Consider the following 17,123-nt stretch of genomic DNA (forward strand, 5'->3'; position numbering starts at 1 on the left):
GCACGCCGGGGTTGTTATTATCGTAATTCGATTACGCATAACGTAATTTGCTCGCTATCCAGCGTCAAGCTATAAAGACGCCCATTCGTTTCGGAACCCGGCCGCACCATGGAAAAAACCAGCGACAGCAACGGCAAACAGAAAGTCCGCTCCGCCGAAGTCGGCACCGACATCCTCAAGGCTCTGGCCGAGTTGTCGCCGTCCACTTCGTTGTCGCGGCTGGCCGAACATGTGCAGATGCCGGCGAGCAAAGTGCATCGCTATCTACAGGCGTTGATTGCCTCGGGTTTTGCCGAGCAGAACGCCGCCACCAACCATTACGGTCTCGGCCGTGAAGCGTTGCGCGTGGGCCTGGCCGCCCTCAACAGTATGGACGTGCTGAAAGTCGCCGCCCTGCCGCTGGCCGAACTGCGCGACGAACTCAACGAAACCTGCTTTCTGGCGGTGTGGGGCAATCAGGGCGCGACTGTGGTGCACATCGAACCGGCGGTGCGTGCGGTGACGGTGGTGACGCAATTGGGTTCAGTGTTGCCGCTGCTCAGTTCATCGACGGGTCTGGTGTTCAGCGCCTACCTGCCGCATAGGGAAACCGATGAATTGCGCGAGCAGGAAATCGCCGCCGCCGATCATCCGCTCAGGGACGAAACGACCTATGCAGCGCTGTGTGAACAGATCCGCGAACGCGGTCTGCATCATGTGCATGGTTTGCTGATGCCGGGTGTGGATGCGTTGTCCGCACCGGTATTCAACGCCGTCGGCCAGGTCGCAGCGGTGCTGACCATCGTTGGCCCGACCTCGCTGTTCCACGCCGACGAAAACGGCCCGGCGGCGCAGCGGTTACTGGCTGCGACGCGGGCCGTGAGTTGGCGGATGGGGTTCGAAATGCCTGCGTCCTGAACGGGTAGGCCGGCGCCTCGATTAATGGATCAACCGATCAGTCGCGTGGTGCTTTCCACCCTGTGAGGCGGGACGGCAACTGCACTGACATAACTGATGCCAACGGGGACACCGGTTACCGCCGAGAGCAGGCCTGCGTAATCATTGACCCGAGACAACAGTCCGATCGCGCTGACAGAGTTCCCGACTCCGGCAATATTGCCGATATAAAACATGATGGCCGCCCTCCAGGCACTGGCAAAGTAAGCATTGGCTACTGCCTTATCGCCGTCCAGCGAGGCCGAAATGCCCTCAACGATCGTGTAGGCGATTCGCAGCACACTCACTACCGCCCCTACCGGAGGCACAAACAACGAGACAACATCCAAAGCGATACCGATCAGAATCTTGGCATCGACCCAGACCGCCTCCCAAGTGCTGGTGGTTTGATAATCCACGTCAGCCCTGAAACGCTTGATCATGGCCTCGTATTCGTCTTTGAACTCGTTGCCCACCTTGTAGGCGTTGTACAGCCTGGGTGGTGCTTCGGGCGCCCCCCCGAAATCGTACTTGGATGTGAGTTTGTTGACCGCCTTTTGATCCTCAAGACTGACCATTCGTAAAACATGGCTTCTAAAGGCGGAACTTTTAAGCCGCGCCGACAATTGTTCGACCGGGAAGAAATCATTTCCGTCATGGGTCCCCGGTACATAGACAACAGACTGCAGACGCCCGTTAAATTGGCGACTAAGAACATAAGCACCGTGAATTCTTTTGCCTTCCAAGGTGAAATGATAAACGCCCACGTTTGGTACGCTTGTATACCCGCCCCAGCGGATGCTGCTATCAAGACCTTCAATAAGCGTTTTCAGCCAATTGAAATCCTCATTGGATATCGTGCGCCGGATTTTCTGGGCCAGGGCTGCGGTGAGCATTTCGTTCTGCTTCAACTCTCGGTAAAAAACTTCCTTCAGAACCCGACGTGGGTTCGAGATGAATTGTTTTTCAAGATACACCTCGTAATGTTCACCGGGTTTCAAATCGATAAGATCATTGATGGCCTGTACATTTAATGCCCGCACTGCACCGGAACCGCTGAATGTGGCAGTTCGAAGATAATCTCTCAACTCATTTATTGCTATGGAAACGCCTGGAACGACGGCACTCACGATTTTTTCAAAAATCGTGACATCACTACGCCAAATCTGCCATTGAATGAACAGATTAGTGAGCGTCATTTCTGGAACATTATGAATTTTGACCATTACATAATTCGGATCGAAGACAGGAACTTTAAGTCCCTTAAGCTCCCAATATCGGGTGAATGTCTTCATTACCAGATCACGAGAAAACTCCTTGAAAGGCACGATTTTCAAATCGTCTTTTGCAACGTTCTGAATAGCTTTGAACTCTGTATGCAATCGAACAGATAACCCTTGTTCCTCCAGCGAGGCTTCTCTGAACCATTGAGGAGTGTAGGCTTCGATCTGCTTGGCTTCCCAACTGAGGATATTTTTTACCGCATTTTCCAGCGGGTAGTCTTCAGTAGTAAACGGAAACTCAAAGCTCGACTGGCCAATCCACCGTGGAGCCCAACTATCGCCTGTGACTTCAGCCACCATTCTGGTTACATCAGACAGAACGGCCTGAGACTTCAAATACTCCCAACTTTCATTATCCTGGACCCATTCTAATAACTTATTCCTTAATTGTTTGGGAGCGAGAAACTCAAACCACTCTTGTCCGGATGGAAAACCCGGCGCATACAACACGATGAAACCTTCTCGATCAAGCTTTCTTGTAAAATACCTTAGATCCTTGAATGCTTGATATTGCCGACCGAGTTTGATCTCTCCGGACATAAAAGACAAATCACCAAGATTATAGCGATTGACCATGTCATTGGCAGGCGGAGTCAAATGTTTCTGCAGCACCGCGCTAAATATCGACAGCGCCGTCCTCTTGCCTTCCAGATCTCGAAGCGCTTCTAAAACTTCACGCCTGGAATAGACCGCTTGCCGCACGTCGTTATAACGATTCCGTACATTCAACGAAATGATCGAATTGATCAGATTCGAAGGCGTTAGTTTGGGATTGTAAGGCTGATTTTCCACAGCAATCTCATACTGACCTTCTTGATCATGTACGCCGTACATGAACGCCTGGGTGAGCGTTTTGCGCTCCCGTGTCTCAATCTGTTGGCCGTTTGTTACTTTCAATAAATGTCGAACATTGACGAATACGCTATCGGGGTCAATCCGAACGTCCTTACCCGGCGAAATGAATTCTTCCACTTCATTTTTTGCAAAGTCCTTGAGCGATGCGAACCCCTTGGTCACTTCATGGTATTGAACCTCACTTTCCAGGAGGCGCTGTTGCAATGCCTCATAAATCTCCTGATTCGTCGAACCGGCATTTTTCAACCAGGCCGGCCACCTGTTTTTTTGCGCTCTTCGCAGAAGTGCTACCTGGCGAGCCTTCGCCTGGCCAAGAATATCCGGTAGAGCCTGAGCAGATGTCACCGACGCGACTACCGAAGCAAAATCCGAATCCGGATCAGCGAACCGGGCCAGCTGTTTCACAACATCACCACAGGACTTCTCAATCCCGTTATCGCTGACGCGTGCAAACAGATCGGCCTCAACTTTCAAGTAACGGAACTCAGGTAGGGGCGGGAAATTTTCTCGCTCATTGATCGCAAGTGATTGCAAGAAAACCTCACGACTGTCACCTGACATCAAGCGTTGCTCCAGCGTCTGATGCAACTCAGCAGAGGAGGAGAACTTTTCGACTCCATGGGTCGGGGAATAAAGCACTATCGCTGTATCGGCCCGCGGAACGAGTTCATTCATGACTGGCGCTTCGAGTGGGATGGCGAACATTGAACGTTGCTCGCTATAAGCGTCTCCTCGGCTGCCGATAAATACGCCATACCACTCCCCACGCGAACCCGCCTGAACCATATAACGGATACGCTGAAGTTCGGCCCGGCTGATACCGCCCTCATTAAAAAGCACCTCAAGCTCATGCAGAAAGAGACTGGCTTGAAGCTCGCTCAGGGTCATTTTTCGCGAAAGGGAAAACCGTCCATAACTTTCGTCCTTTCCCGCCCAGTACTCTTGCAGCGCGGCAACGTAGTAGTCCGGCAATGTTCGAAACAGATGCAGCAGCAACTTTTCCACAGCCGCCAGAGAGACCGCAGAATAGATATCTCGATCATCGGTAGAAAGCGAGCGATCATAAATCGCGTAATACTGGGCATCGTATGTCGGCGCCCTGCCTCGCTGAAGACAGTCATTCAAAACTTGAAACAAGCCGCCTACCGGCTCCATTTGTTTCAGTTTGACATTGCCACGAACATTAATATGGACAAGACGTTCATCTACGCCTGGCGCGAATTCGTCAAGTGCACGCTTCAGACAAGCACGCAAGATAAAATCAAATACAGGCATGCCCTTCAAGTGATTCGACAGTGCGGCCAGTGCCTCACCCAATCCCGTGAACCCGGCTTCCTCAAGATTACGAACTTCCATTGCAAAAAACCTTTTCAGTCTGAACTTACAAACATCCAAATGACATTTGCTTCGCCAATTCAAACTAAACCAGGAAGTTCTCGAAAAGACACTCGGAATACTTTTCCAATCTTGTACTCGAGTAAAATTGAACATTTCGCACAAATAATATGAATTACTTATTTACCCATACCGACACCTCCAGAAACTTAAACGCGCCGACCACCAGACACTGACACTTACACTCAAGAAAACTCATCACAAGAAACGCAGCCACTTATTCCCTAAAGAACACGAATAAAAAACACTAAAACACCATGCCCATTGACTTGGCACTCGCCACTGCCTGAGTTCGTCGCGCAACACCTAACTTCCCATGTATGCGTCTGGCGTGCGTCTTTACCGTATGCAGAGAAATAAAAAGTTGATCCGCAATTTGTTGATTTGAGTACCCCTTGGCAATCAGACCTAAAACTTCCAACTCTCGTAGACTGAGCAGACCGCTGTCACTTATGGCCTTGTTACCAGGCGATTCGACGAGCTTGTTATTAAATGTACTCAACAAATCAGGTTGACGCAGTTTCAGTTCATTTAATGCCTGGTGCAAACCATGGTGACCGGACATCTCCAACCCCTTATGCAAGTGACGAAGTGCCGAAGTCAGATCGCCTTGAATGTAGGCAGATTCGGCCAACACCAGATGAAGGTCGGTTTCCAGACACAACATTTTGCGTTGTTGCGCCGCCTCCAGCAAAAGCTGGAGGCGGCCGAGCGGATTGTGCGCTTTGCGCAAGCCAACTTGCGCAAGGATCAACAAGTATTCAATCCGCGGAATCAACTCAAGTGTCGCGGGTGGCGCTTGCAAAGCATTCGGTCCTTGGTAGTGTCGCAGCAGACGTGTCATGGCCTCGCATACCAGCTCAGGACGTCCCTGCTGTAACCAGAACAGGCTGCTGACTTGCAACAGCACGCCCCGGTACACTGTTTCCGGAATCAACCTTTGTTGCATCAGACGCTCCGCGTCACGCAGCCATACGAATGCCTTTTGATAATCCGCCTCATTGGCGGCCAGCTGCGCCAATCCCAGATAGCCATACAACACCCGCTTGTCTTGATTGCGCTTGCAATCCTCCAGCCCCGACTGAAAAAACACAGCCGCCGAGGCATCCTGGCCCTGACTCAGTGCGATGCGCCCACGGCGCAAGGCTATTCGCCCCAGCAAAGGACTCAGGCGGTTCGACTGCCGGGCGAGCAAATCATGCACGCTCGCCAGCAGACTTTCAGCCCGAGGCGCCGCGCCGCGCTGCTCGAGTAGTTGCCCGTGATCGAGTTCAAGCAGCGCTTCGACAACCAGCGAACCTTGCGCCCGCGCCAGACACAGCGCCTGGCGATTCAGCGTGTGGGCCAAATCCAGTTCCCCGCGCAACAGAGCCTGTTGGGTCAACCCTGACAGACACATCGCCCGAGCGATCCACTTATCGGGATCGAGTACTTCCAGCGCTTGCGAAAAGTGTTCATGAGCGGCCACCATTCGCCCTTCCAGATGCAGTAACCAGCCTTGCAACGTTTGCCAACGCGAAATCAACTGCCGCTCAAGCGCTGGCGAAGGCTGGGGAATGAATACCCCCAGGTGCCCGATGCATTTCGCTGCCTGTTCAAAACGACCGGCAAAGAGCAACGCAGCGGTAATCAGCTCGACCAGTTGCGGAGTGCTCAGGGTCAACTCCCCACCTTGTTGCTCGTGCAATCGCACCAATAACACGACCGTTTGCTCTTCAAACAACTGCTCGAAACCAAAGTGCTGCAGCAGGCTGACTGCCGCTTCATATTCTTCTGCCAATAACGCCTGTTCAAATGCCGAGCGCCAATCCCGTGCGGCACTGAACCACTGACAGGCACGTCGATGCCATGTGCAGCGCGACGGTAATTGCTTCTCGCACACGACGCGAGACAGGGGCGGGAAGATGTGCAACCAGTCCCCGGAATCATTCCAAGGCTCAATAAAGCAGCCAAGCATTTGCAATGTGCGCAGGTGTACAGCTCCCTCCCCGGCACCGAACAGATGCTCGCATAGTTGCGCATTGAAGCGCGGCATTTGTGCAAGCACGCGCCAGACTTCGATGAGTTCCGGCGTGAGGCCACTGAAGAGTTCATGTTGCAGGTAATCGAGCAGCGTATCGACGCGTTGTTGTGGTTCAGTTGTCTGCGACCAATCGCATTTGCGCAATAGCGCCATGCGGACGCCGGCACACCAGCCAGCGGTTCGCTGGTAGATTCGCGCAGCCACGTCCCTCGCCTGCTCGGCGGGCAAGTGCTTCAGCGCATGAGCGATTTCTGTTTGGGTGAGCGCCAGCGTCGGGCTTTCGCACTCGTACAGTTCATCATCGAGCAGCAGACGGGGCCAGTTGCATTGCGGACGTCTACGCGCGCCGATCCACCAGACACACGCGGGACTGCTGACCGTCAGTAACCGATCAAGCAGCGCGTCCAGCGTCGGATCCGGCAAACGGCAGTAGTCATCGATAAACAGCCAGGTCGGCCTCGACCAGCGACTCAGCGCAGTGACCAGAGCGGACTCCGTTGTTTCGACCAGTCCCAACGCCTGCGCCAGGCGCAGACAAAAGTCACTGGTACTCAATGCCGCGCCCGCCAACGGCAACCAACCTACTTCGCAGCGTGGCGGCGCTTGCAGCAGGCACTCGGCAAGCAGCGCACTCTTGCCACTGCCGGCAGGTGCGCAGATCAACCTGACCCGCGCCACTGACTCAAGCAGTGGCTCGCTCAAGCGAGGGCGAGGCTGATGATGAGAAGAAAGTCTGGGCAGAAATCCGGGGCGATCCAGACAGGCAGTCATGGCGGTCATCGGGTGAGCCTTTTTATCGTTGTGCCTTCACCCTAGCCCTCTCCCATGGACTTGTTGACGAGTATTCAGCGCGCTGATTGGCAGCCATAAAAAAGGCGACCGAGCGGTCGCCTTTTGTCCACTGATGTATCAGAACCGTTACCGCACACCCTCTGCACGCAAGGCCGCTGGCGTATAGTCGGCAGCCTTGGCTTCAAAGCCGAATTCGTAACTGTGCTTCTCTTCGTTCTTCATCCCCAAGGCAATGTAGCGGCCGGCAATGATGTCGTAGAGCGCTTCGAGTGTGTATGCCTGTGCCTGATGCTCGTAGTGATATTCAGAGTGGCCTTCGGCTACGCGCCAGAGTTGACCGCGACCATCGTAGTGGTCGGCCAGTGCAACCTGCCAACTGTCCTCGTCGATATACATGTGGCGCTTGGCGTAGATATGCCGCTCATTTGGTTTGACGGTGCCGATCACTTCCCAGACCCGGTGTAACTCATAGCGCGTCAGGTCCTGATTGATGTGCCCGGCCTTGACGATATCGTCGTACTTGAGCTTCGGCGAATCGAGTTTGTAGCTGTTGTACGGGATGTACATTTCCTTCTTGCCGACCAGTTTCCAGTCGTAGCGATCCGGTGCGCCGGAGAACATGTCGAAGTTGTCTGAAGTGCGCAGGCCATCGGCAGCGGTACCCGGGCCGTCATAGGCCACTTGCGGCGCACGGCGAACCCGGCGCTGACCAGCGTTGTAGATCCACGCCAGGCGCGGTTCCTTCACCTGATCGAGGGTCTCGTGTACCAGCAATACGTTACCGGCCAGACGCGCTGGCGCAGTCACCGACTGCTTGAAGAAGGTCAGCACGTTGGCGGCTTTTTCCGGGTCGATATCCTTGATCAGTTGCGGCACGGCGATCTCTTCTTCGAAGCGGATCGGCGTGTAGCTGCCGTTGGTCTGCGGGGTCACCTGAGTAATGATGCGTTTGACGTTGCCGCCGTGGTAACGGGTGATGTGGTTCCACAACACCTCGACGCCGTTCTTCGGTATCGGAAAGGCGTAGTAGCGATTGCCGGTGAAATTGGCCAGGCCGTTACCGTCGTTGATGGTGGTCACGTTGAGCGCACTGCGTTTGGCCGACTCGTAGATCTCCGCCGGTGCAGCGACGGTGCGGTGGGTCGGATAGACCGGGATCTTGTAGGTCTCCGGGTAGCGTTTGAACATCGCCACTTGGCCATCGGAAAGCTTGTCCTTGTACTTGTCGACGTTGGCTGCGGTGATGGTGAACAGCGGTTTTTCGTTGGCGAACGGGTCAGCGAGAAAGCCTTTGCTGTCCACCGCTGCAGCATTTTTCGGGATGCCGCCGGTCCATGCCGGAATCGAACCGTCAGCGTTGCCGGCCTTCTCGGCGCCGAGCGGGGTCAGGCTGGTGCCGAGTTTGTTGGCCTCTTCTGGCGACACCGCCGCCATTACGTTGGCCGCCAGCAAGCTCAGGGCCAGCACACCACATTGCAGAATCATTTTGCGCATTGCTTTCATCCTTCTCGGGCAGATCAGAAGTTCACGCCGAAGCTCAGTGCGACGAAGTCACGGTCTTCGAGGACGTTGTAGTCGCCACCGAAAAAGTCGGTGTAACTGAGGCTCGCGGTGTAGGTATTGCGGTAGTCGGCATCGACGCCGAGGCTGATCGCTTTCGCGCCTTCGTTGAACAGACCGTTGGGCCCGTAACCGGCGACGTCGTGCGACCACGACAGGTTGGGTTTGAGGTTGATCCCGCCGATCACGTTGGCGTAATCGAGGATCGCCCGGGCGCGGTAGCCCCACGAGGTCGAGGTGACGAAACCATCAGTGTCGCCGCCGAAACCGGACTGCCCGTAAACCGAATCGCGGCCATAACGCAGCTTGTCGCGCGACTCCAGACCGCCGACCCGCACCACCGCCGCTTCACCGACCAGGGTCAAGCGCTGAGCGCCCCAGACCTGATCGAAGAAATGCGTGAGGGTGCTCTGGATTTGCGTGACTTCCTTGCGCCGATAGCCCTTGTTGTCAGACCCCGGCGTGGTGGCCAGCGGTGAGGCAGTGCCACCGGCAATCGGATTGAGCAGCGCCAGCGTCAGGTCGTTGGTGTTGACCTGCACCGGGGCATTCGGCCGGTAGCTGATCTCGCCGGTCCACGCGGTGCCGGTCGGTAATGTGGTGGAGAAACTCGCGCCGTACAGGCGAATGTCTTCCGGATACTCAAGGTAGTACTGGCCGCGTCCGAGCATCACGCTCTGCGCCAGACCGGAACCGCTGCCGGGCGCCAGACCATTGGCGATACCGACCATGCCCGGCAACGCCGCCAATGTCGAAAGCCCGGCCGTGGTAGTGCCTACCGTCGGCGTACGACTGTGGTAATTCATGAAGTAGAGACCGTATTCGGTGTCGTCCCCGAGCCAGCGCAATGCCGTGCCCCACTGTCCGGAATCCCGCGCATCACGGTCGCCGCCACGCGGGATCACCACACCTTCGCGAGTCACCTGGATGCCTTGGCCGAAGGCCTGGGTCAGCGGCACAAACGGTGCGATCGCCGGGTTGCCGACGGTGTAGCCGTTGTTGCAACCGTCCGCCGCCACATCGACGCCGAAGAAGGTGCCGCAGTTGTCGAGAACGGTCTGGTCCCATTCCAGTTGATAGAAACCTTCGACAGTCAGTTGATCGGTCAGGCCTTGCGAGCCAAACAGCATGTTCACCGGAATCAGGCCTTCCTTGATCTCCGCTCCGGGGCGACGAAACGCCGAGACGTCGATCGGGTTGATGCTGTTGATCGAGTTACCGATGAAGGTACTTTCGCCCCAGCTCACCACCTGTTTGCCCGCACGCACAGTGCCCGGCAGATCGGCGATGGAATAATTGTGGTAGACGAACGCATCAAGGATTTGTGCGCCGGAAGATTTCGCGCCTTCCTTGCGGCCACTGTCGCTGATCGGTTTGAACTCGCGGTCCTCGTCCTTCAGTTCGAAGTCGTACCAGTACTTGCCGCGCACGAAGACGCCGGTGTCGCCGTACTTGAGTTCGAGGTCGTGAATACCTTTGAAGATCTTCGAAAAGGTCTCGCCCTTCTTGAAATTCAAACGCCCGTCATCACCGGTCGAAGATTGCCCGGTACCACCATTGACTGTGCCGACCAGCGACTTGTCGGCATCGCGCATGCCCCAGCTCGCACCGATCGACAGCGACGAATCGAGGGTACCTTCAATCTCGCCAATGTTGAACGCAACCGCTTGCGCCTGGGCGCAGCAACCCAAAGCCACCGCGGCTGCCAGCGCCTGCGGTGTGAAGATGGCGCGCATTGTTTTTGTTGTCATGCGTCTTCCCCGGTGAGTGACAGAAGGCCCCACCCTACTGCCGGGCAACCGCGTCGATAAGCGCACCAAGGAGGTATTCGTGTTGTCGCTCGAAAGAATGAATGGCCTTGCGCGACGGGACTTTGCGCCGCTCATGGATCGGCTGGATGGAGGATCATCAGTGCAGCGCATGGTGCACATCGGATCACGGGACTGTTGCATGCCCCGCAACAGTGCATGTCCGGAATCGGTATTTTTCCTACGCGATCAAGACCTTATTCTGAACGCGCTTTCACGGGACACGCCGCAAAGCAACAAGCACTGGCCTTTGAGCGACTCAGGCCATTGCTGACAGATTTCAGGTGAATCGAAGTTTTCGGTTTATCGCCCCGGTGTTCACTGACGTTGATTTGTAGCTCCTTGATCCAACGTCTTACCTTGGCCGCTGCGTTTGCAGCGGCCTTTTTTATGCCTGATGAAAAGTTAAACGCCTCACTCAGCGAAAAACTTCCGAGAACAATGTCGGACGTTTCTCTGTTCGCAGGAGAACGATGACCGACAAATTGAAAGTCCTGGAAAATTCTTCCAAAACAAAACCTGTTTACTTACGAAGTTCTCAGATTTTGTAACCTGAAATCTGTTGTAACTTGAAACACCTCAAACACTCGCCGGTGACATGGACGTCACTATTGGCCGCACTGACTTGCCGGCGACTTATCGCGCACATTCAAAAGGATATGAATATGCAAAAGCCTCCACCATGGGAATTGACCGAAGCTGTCCATACAACGGCAATAGCACCTCAGGAAAAAAAACGCGTCGCGACACTGAAAGCAGCATTGGCAGAAGCGCAATTCAACATGGAAGCGGCTGCACAGGCGTCCGCTGCGGAACAGGCTCGTCTTAACGCTGAAATGGAACAGCGTATCGAGGCTATTCAAAGTCAGGTTCTAGCAGAGGAGCAAAGCCTGGAAATTCGTCGCAAGGTGATCGAGACCGCGACTAACGTTGCCAAAAGACAAGCGCAACTGGCGACGCTGAAAATCCAGCAACAACACGAAAACCAACGACATCTGCATGAGCTTCAAGCGGTTTCCAAACAAGAGGAGGAAGCCCTAAAGCAGCAACGTCAACCGCCAGAAATTCAACAGGTTTACCCTGCCTCAGGCGTTGTGGCTTCCACCAGCCCGCACCTCTCCTTCTCCTCGACAGCCATTCGTCTTCCTTCCTCGGCAGCATCGGCAATTCTTGATTCGCTGAGGGTGGATTACTGACCGTGAAAGCGGCAGCCGCTGCGTTGATCAGCGGTCCGGTATTGGTAGGTTTCGCGGCGCTGCTGATGCCTTCACGCCTGGGCAATGGCGAGCGCTTTTCCATGAGCGTGCCGCTTGCCGAGTTGTCGTCGGAGTCTGCACAGACACTGCGTGAAACAGCCGATCGGCAAGGCACGCTGGAGCTGCCTGTGGGCTTGGGCGTAAGGCGGCTCGGGGCTGGCGCGGAAATCTTCGTCGCCACAAGCGATGACTTCCATATCCGCTCGAGTGTGCTGGTTCTGAATGCGGCCTATGACTTGCTGAATGATGTTTATGAAGTAGCGCTGCCAGATTCGCCGACGGACTTTCTGACGTGGACGCCCGCTATCTCGCCGGGTGACAGCTCGACTGAATCGCCCATGGTAGATACCGACTCCCCGGCGTATATGGGCGCTCCGATTGTTCCGATTGAAGGACGGCTGGACCTGAATCCGATTCTGGTCGAAGGCTGGGAACGATTCATCATCGTGTTTCCCGATGACTCGGGGATTGCACCGCTTTATGTGGTGTTTAGCAGTCCGTACGGGGGTGTCGAGGACGGAGAACACAGCGGGCGAGATTTCAACCCCGAAGAAACAGGGTTACCGGTTACAAGCTCGGACTGGGCACCGTCCATCATCGCAAAAAACGGAATTAATATCGTGAGGCTACACACTTCAAAGTTCCCCGATTCTGATGCGAATAAAATAATGATCGATCGCCTAGAACGAATTTTTCGAGGAGAACTAGAGGTAACCGATACCGACAAACGCTTCTACACTCATGAGATCAGAGAGTTCGAAAGGCTTAAAGCCTTGGGATATGGGGACACGGAAATGCCCGACAAAGACTCTTCCGTATGGAACAACGTCCACACTGCAACACTGGAGGATTACAAGCTTAAAGATGATCCAACGTTGTTATATACGCCAGAGGCGCTGGAAGCTGCCAAGCGGCAAGAAGAGCGTGAGTATCAGAAGTTGCTTAAGGAGATGTGGTAATGAATACCATTGAACAAATTGTAAAAAATGAAACATTGGATGACATCGTGACCGTATTTTCACTGTTCAAACCAAACCCGCACCTGGACATGATGATCAGACAATACAACCGAGATTTGATCAGTCAATATGGAGCCCTTGAGGGTGCCTACACTCGACTCATTGCGTCTGGAGTACTGGCACACGGAGATAAAGGCTTAGCTATTAAAGGCCCCAACTGGAAGGCTCCAAAATTCATGACCGAAAAACGATACGTTTAATGGTTTGTTGGCCGCCAAGTCCGAGTTTGGTGGCCTCACCCCTTAAAGCGAATACTTCTGCAAATTCGCCATCTTCTCTTTCAGCGCCTCAATATTGCCCTTCGGATGCGCCGCCCCTTCGAAATCACAAATCTGCTGCCAATGTTTCGGATAAATTATTGCGCAGCCATGCACTAACGGTGATTTGTCGCTCCTTGATCAAACGTCTTACCTTGGCCGCTGCGTTTGCAGCGGCCTTTTTTGCGCGCCGTTTTACCCATGCCATCTGCATCAGCGGGAAAATCCCCTATTGTTGTAGGAAATCTCCTTTTTTATCTTCTAATGCCAAGCTATCAAACCGCCTTCCACATTATTCATACAACCAAGCAGGTCATTACTGACGATCGATGCAGATTTTTCCGTTCGAAAGCTGATGTAGGTTAATTGCTCCGCAAAACCGAAAATTCGCAGTGAGTAAAACGAATGTTGGAGCAAAGTTTTGTTGAGGCCGCAGAAACAAAAATTGAAGGAAAAGGTTCTGCAGCCAACCTCATCATGATCAAGCGTCTTGACGCCATACTGGAGCGCAAGCTCGAGATGACCGATACCGATCGACGGTTCTATGCCTATTCACTTCGAATGATGGAGCGATTCAGAGCGATGGGATTCGCCGACGACTACATTCCCAAAAGTAATCCGTCCCTTTGGAATAACCTCCATACGGCCACACTTGAAGACTTCAAACTGAACGACGATGAGTCATTACGCTATACCGACGAGGCCATCGACGCGGCGAAAAAACAGGAGCTGGAAGCATTTGAATGCGTCAGCGGATGCAAGAGTTCGATTGCAAAACTCGGACAAGCTGTCAGGCAAGAAAATCTCAGAGACTTGTTATCAGTTTTGGCTATCGGTTTGGCATTTCCCTCAATCGACACACTGTTCGGGCGTTATCGATTTGAAGTCATCGCGCGCGGTGAATTGTGGAGAACGTATGAGGAATTATTTCATGAGGGTGTATTGGCTGAGGGCAATGCGGCTGTCGCCATTGCGGGTCCAAACTGGAGAACCCCGGAATTCATGATTAATAAACGGTACAAGGAATAATGGAACGAGCCTCGCCGCATCGAGAACGCAGCGAGGCTCAAACGTCCCTTAAACCGAATACTTCTGCAAATTCGCCATCATCTCCTTCAGCGCCTCGATATTGTCCTTCGGATGCGCCGCCCCTTCGAAATCACAAATCTGCTGCCAGTGCGCCGCCACGTCTTCCGGCGAGAAACCCACGCGTGGGTCGAAGCCGGCACCGAGGCTGCGCTCCCAACGCACCTTGCCCATCCAGCCGCCACCGACTTCGAACAGTCCGGAGGTTTCCTGGCATTGCTCGCTGGCCAGATACACCACCAGTGGGCTGACCAGTTCTGGCTTCAATTGCTCGAATACTTGCGGAGGAATCAGCCCCTCGGTCATGCGCGTGCCGCCGGTTGGCGCGATGGCGTTGACGAGGATGTTGTTCTTGCGGCCTTCGATGGCCAGGGTGCGGGTCAGGCCGTAGAGGCCCAGTTTGGCCATGCCGTAGTTGGACTGGCCGAAGTTGCCGTAGATTCCTGAAGTCGAGGCGGTGAAGATCACGCGGCCGTAGTTTTGCTCGCGCAGGTGCGGCCACGCGGCGCGGGTGACTTTGTAGGCGCCTTCGACGTGGACGCGGTAAACCAGATCCCAGTCGGCGTCGTCCATCTTGTGAAAAGTCTTGTCGCGCAGGATCCCGGCGTTGTTGACGACGACGTCGACGCGGCCGAAGGCATCGAGAGCGTTCTGCACCAGTTTGTCACCGTCGGTGACCGAGTCGTGGTTGGCTTCGGCGATACCGCCCGCTTCGCGAATCTCTGCCACTACGCGGTCGGCGGCGGAGGCGTTGGCGCCTTCGCCCTGGGTCGAGCCGCCGAGATCGTTGACCAGCACTTTGGCGCCCTGTCTGGCGAACAACAATGCGTGGGCGCGTCCGAGGCCACCACCGGCTCCGGTGACGATGACAACTTTATCTTCGAAACGCACAGACTCATTCATCGCAGCAACTCCAGCAGGCCAGTATTGATCCTGAGTGTCAGGCAGACAGCTTTTGGTCACAATGAATACGGCTGAGGCTGAATGGTGTGCGATAAGGTTGGGGGATAGTGAAGATCAAAAGATCGCAGCCTGCGGCAGCTCCTACATTGGATTTGAGTAGGAGCTGCCGCAGGCTGCGATCTTTTGATCTTCAGGAGCAGGCGACTTTGCGCGGCGGCAATACAAACCGCTCACGAAACTCCAGGTAATGCTTGAGCACCTGCACCGGCGCTTCGGTCTGTGGATAGTGGCCGATGCCCGGCAATAGCACTGTGTCTGCATCGGGGATCAATTCGCGGTAGCGCTCGACCATGTGCGCCCCGGAAATCGGATCGACTTCACCATCGATCACCCGCAACGGAATCTCGCCGCGCTGCATCGCCGTCACCCAGCGATCCCGCTGCACCCGGCGTTCGGGAATGTAGCTGATCAATTTGTGCATGATCCGTGGCCCGCGGTTGCTGTCGACCAGGCTCCAGAAGTCGTCCAGTTCACTTTCGCTCGGCCGCGTTTGCGGGCCGAAGATCTGCCGGAAGCTTTTCACCAGAGCATCACGAGTAAACGCCCGACCGATCATCCAGCCCAACGGGCTGAGCAGCAGTTTCTGCATCAGTACCGGACGATGAGTTTCCGGGAACAATCCACCGTTGAGAAACACGCAACTGGCGACCTCGATCTTGTCTTCGTAGTGCCGGGCGAGTAGTTCCTGGGCAACGCTGTCACCGTAATCGTGCGCGAGCACATGCACCGGCTGGTCGATCTGCAGATGCGCGAGCAACGCCTGCTGCAAATCCGCCTGCTCAAGCAAACTGTAGGTGTGATTGATCGGTTTGGCCGAATCGCCAAAGCCGAGCATGTCACAGGCAATCACCCGATAACGCTGGGCCAGTGGTTGCCAGAGGTAATGCCAATCCCAACTGGCGGTCGGGAAGCCGTGGATCAGTAGCAGTGGCTCACCCTGCCCCGCCGTCCAGTAACGGATCGGCTGGCCACGAAAGACAAACGTCTGGCTGCGTTTGCGCCAGACACACAGAGGAATCTCGGCAAGAGGCATTAGAGTTTATATCCGGGGTCTTGTTTATCGAGTTTGCGCAGCAACGCCGGCCAGGCCAGCGCACCACCCATGCCTTGAGCACTTTTGGTGACGCCGGCGATCATCGCTTTAGCGCCCGCCAGAATTTGCGGTTCGATGGCGATGAGTTCAGCACCACCGGTTTGCGCCATGACCTGAATGTCGCAGGCGCGCTGGAAGGTGAACATCATCAGAAACGTGTCGGCGATGGTGCCGCCACAGGTCAGCAGACCGTGGTTGTGCAGCAGCAGAAAGTTGTTGTCGCCGAGGTCGGCCTGCAGGCGCGCTTTCTCTTCGTGGTTCAGCGCCACACCCTCGTAGGCGTGATAGGCCAGACTCGAGAGAACGAACAGCGACTGCTGGCTGATCGGCAACACACCCTGCTTTTGCGCCGACACCGCGACACCGGAGGCGGTGTGGGTATGCAGCACGCAAACCACATCGTGCCGCACTTCGTGCACGGCGCTGTGGATGGTGTAACCGGCAGGGTTGATCTCGTAAGGGCTGTCCATGAGCTTGTTGCCGGCCTGATCGACTTTCACCAGGCTCGACGCGGTGATTTCATGGAACATCAAGCCGAACGGGTTGATCAGGAAATCTTCAGTGCCCGGCACCTTGGCCGAGATATGGGTGAAGATCAGATCGTCCCAGCCATGCAGCGCGACCAGACGATAACAAGCGGCGAGATCGACTCGGGTCTGCCATTCCGCAGCACTGACCTGGTCTTTGACATTAAGGGACGATTGGACGGGGGCTACGCTCACTGTATGCACCTCTGCGTTCTTATTGTTCTGCACGTACGAGCAGTCTAGTCAGGCGCAGAGGATCGCGTAGTTGCATTGGCAGCCAGCTTGATGACT

At 55.0% G+C, this 17,123-nt stretch carries 12 protein-coding genes and 1 pseudogene; 5 read left to right on the forward strand and 8 right to left on the reverse strand.

From position 1 onward, the window contains the following. Nucleotides 1-108 precede the first annotated feature (108 nt). On the forward strand, nt 109-897 hold the full coding sequence (locus ACOYXJ_RS04600; protein ID WP_460368141.1) for an IclR family transcriptional regulator: 789 nt from the start codon (nt 109-111) through the stop codon (nt 895-897). A gap of 29 nt (nt 898-926) precedes the next feature. Here the strand turns inward: ACOYXJ_RS04600 and ACOYXJ_RS04605 are convergent, their stop codons facing one another. From ACOYXJ_RS04605 to ACOYXJ_RS04620, 4 genes are all read right to left on the reverse strand, one after another. Beyond that, nucleotides 927-4,409, reverse strand: coding sequence for a dermonecrotic toxin domain-containing protein (locus tag ACOYXJ_RS04605; protein ID WP_460368143.1), 3,483 nt, complete (start codon nt 4,407-4,409; stop codon nt 927-929). A 286-nt stretch (nt 4,410-4,695) separates the two neighbouring features. Continuing rightward, nucleotides 4,696-7,251, reverse strand: coding sequence for a LuxR C-terminal-related transcriptional regulator (locus ACOYXJ_RS04610; protein ID WP_460368145.1), 2,556 nt, complete (start codon nt 7,249-7,251; stop codon nt 4,696-4,698). Nucleotides 7,252-7,389: 138 nt separating this feature from the next. Beyond that, complete coding sequence (locus ACOYXJ_RS04615; RefSeq protein WP_150792369.1) at nt 7,390-8,757, reverse strand: DUF1329 domain-containing protein; 1,368 nt, start codon at nt 8,755-8,757, stop codon at nt 7,390-7,392. Nucleotides 8,758-8,780: 23 nt separating this feature from the next. After that, nucleotides 8,781-10,574, reverse strand: coding sequence for a DUF1302 domain-containing protein (locus ACOYXJ_RS04620; protein ID WP_460368147.1), 1,794 nt, complete (start codon nt 10,572-10,574; stop codon nt 8,781-8,783). Nucleotides 10,575-11,296: 722 nt separating this feature from the next. Between ACOYXJ_RS04620 and ACOYXJ_RS04625 the strand changes: the two genes are divergently transcribed. From ACOYXJ_RS04625 to ACOYXJ_RS04635, 3 genes are read left to right on the forward strand one after another with little or no spacing between them, the layout of a single operon-like run. Beyond that, nucleotides 11,297-11,827 (forward strand): hypothetical protein, encoded by a 531-nt coding sequence (locus tag ACOYXJ_RS04625; protein WP_460368150.1) that lies wholly within the window; start codon nt 11,297-11,299, stop codon nt 11,825-11,827. Between the two features lie 2 nt (nt 11,828-11,829). After that, complete coding sequence (locus ACOYXJ_RS04630; RefSeq protein WP_460368152.1) at nt 11,830-12,846, forward strand: S-type pyocin domain-containing protein; 1,017 nt, start codon at nt 11,830-11,832, stop codon at nt 12,844-12,846. Further along, nucleotides 12,846-13,106, forward strand: a complete 261-nt coding sequence (locus ACOYXJ_RS04635) for a hypothetical protein (protein ID WP_460368154.1) — start codon at nt 12,846-12,848, stop codon at nt 13,104-13,106. Before ACOYXJ_RS04630 ends, ACOYXJ_RS04635 begins: the two co-directional genes overlap by 1 nt. A gap of 42 nt (nt 13,107-13,148) precedes the next feature. Here the strand turns inward: ACOYXJ_RS04635 and ACOYXJ_RS04640 are convergent. After that, nucleotides 13,149-13,250 (reverse strand): annotated as a pseudogene (locus tag ACOYXJ_RS04640) (serine/threonine protein kinase); the annotation flags it as partial. Between the two features lie 318 nt (nt 13,251-13,568). Between ACOYXJ_RS04640 and ACOYXJ_RS04645 the strand changes: the two are divergent. Beyond that, nucleotides 13,569-14,192, forward strand: a complete 624-nt coding sequence (locus ACOYXJ_RS04645) for a hypothetical protein (RefSeq protein WP_460368157.1) — start codon at nt 13,569-13,571, stop codon at nt 14,190-14,192. A gap of 48 nt (nt 14,193-14,240) precedes the next feature. On the opposite strand, the gene ACOYXJ_RS04650 is transcribed toward ACOYXJ_RS04645, so the two are convergent. From ACOYXJ_RS04650 to ACOYXJ_RS04660, 3 genes are all read right to left on the reverse strand, one after another. Beyond that, on the reverse strand, nt 14,241-15,152 hold the full coding sequence (locus tag ACOYXJ_RS04650; RefSeq protein ID WP_175555321.1) for an SDR family oxidoreductase: 912 nt from the start codon (nt 15,150-15,152) through the stop codon (nt 14,241-14,243). Between the two features lie 190 nt (nt 15,153-15,342). After that, nucleotides 15,343-16,245: an alpha/beta fold hydrolase gene (locus ACOYXJ_RS04655; protein ID WP_150792365.1), complete on the reverse strand. Its 903-nt coding sequence runs from the start codon at nt 16,243-16,245 to the stop codon at nt 15,343-15,345. Then, nucleotides 16,245-17,027, reverse strand: coding sequence for a class II aldolase/adducin family protein (locus ACOYXJ_RS04660; RefSeq protein WP_460368159.1), 783 nt, complete (start codon nt 17,025-17,027; stop codon nt 16,245-16,247). The genes ACOYXJ_RS04655 and ACOYXJ_RS04660 overlap by 1 nt, the downstream gene beginning before the upstream one ends. Nucleotides 17,028-17,123: the final 96 nt, after the last annotated feature.

The sequence above is a fragment of the Pseudomonas sp. Tul2A7 genome (genome assembly GCF_054790505.1).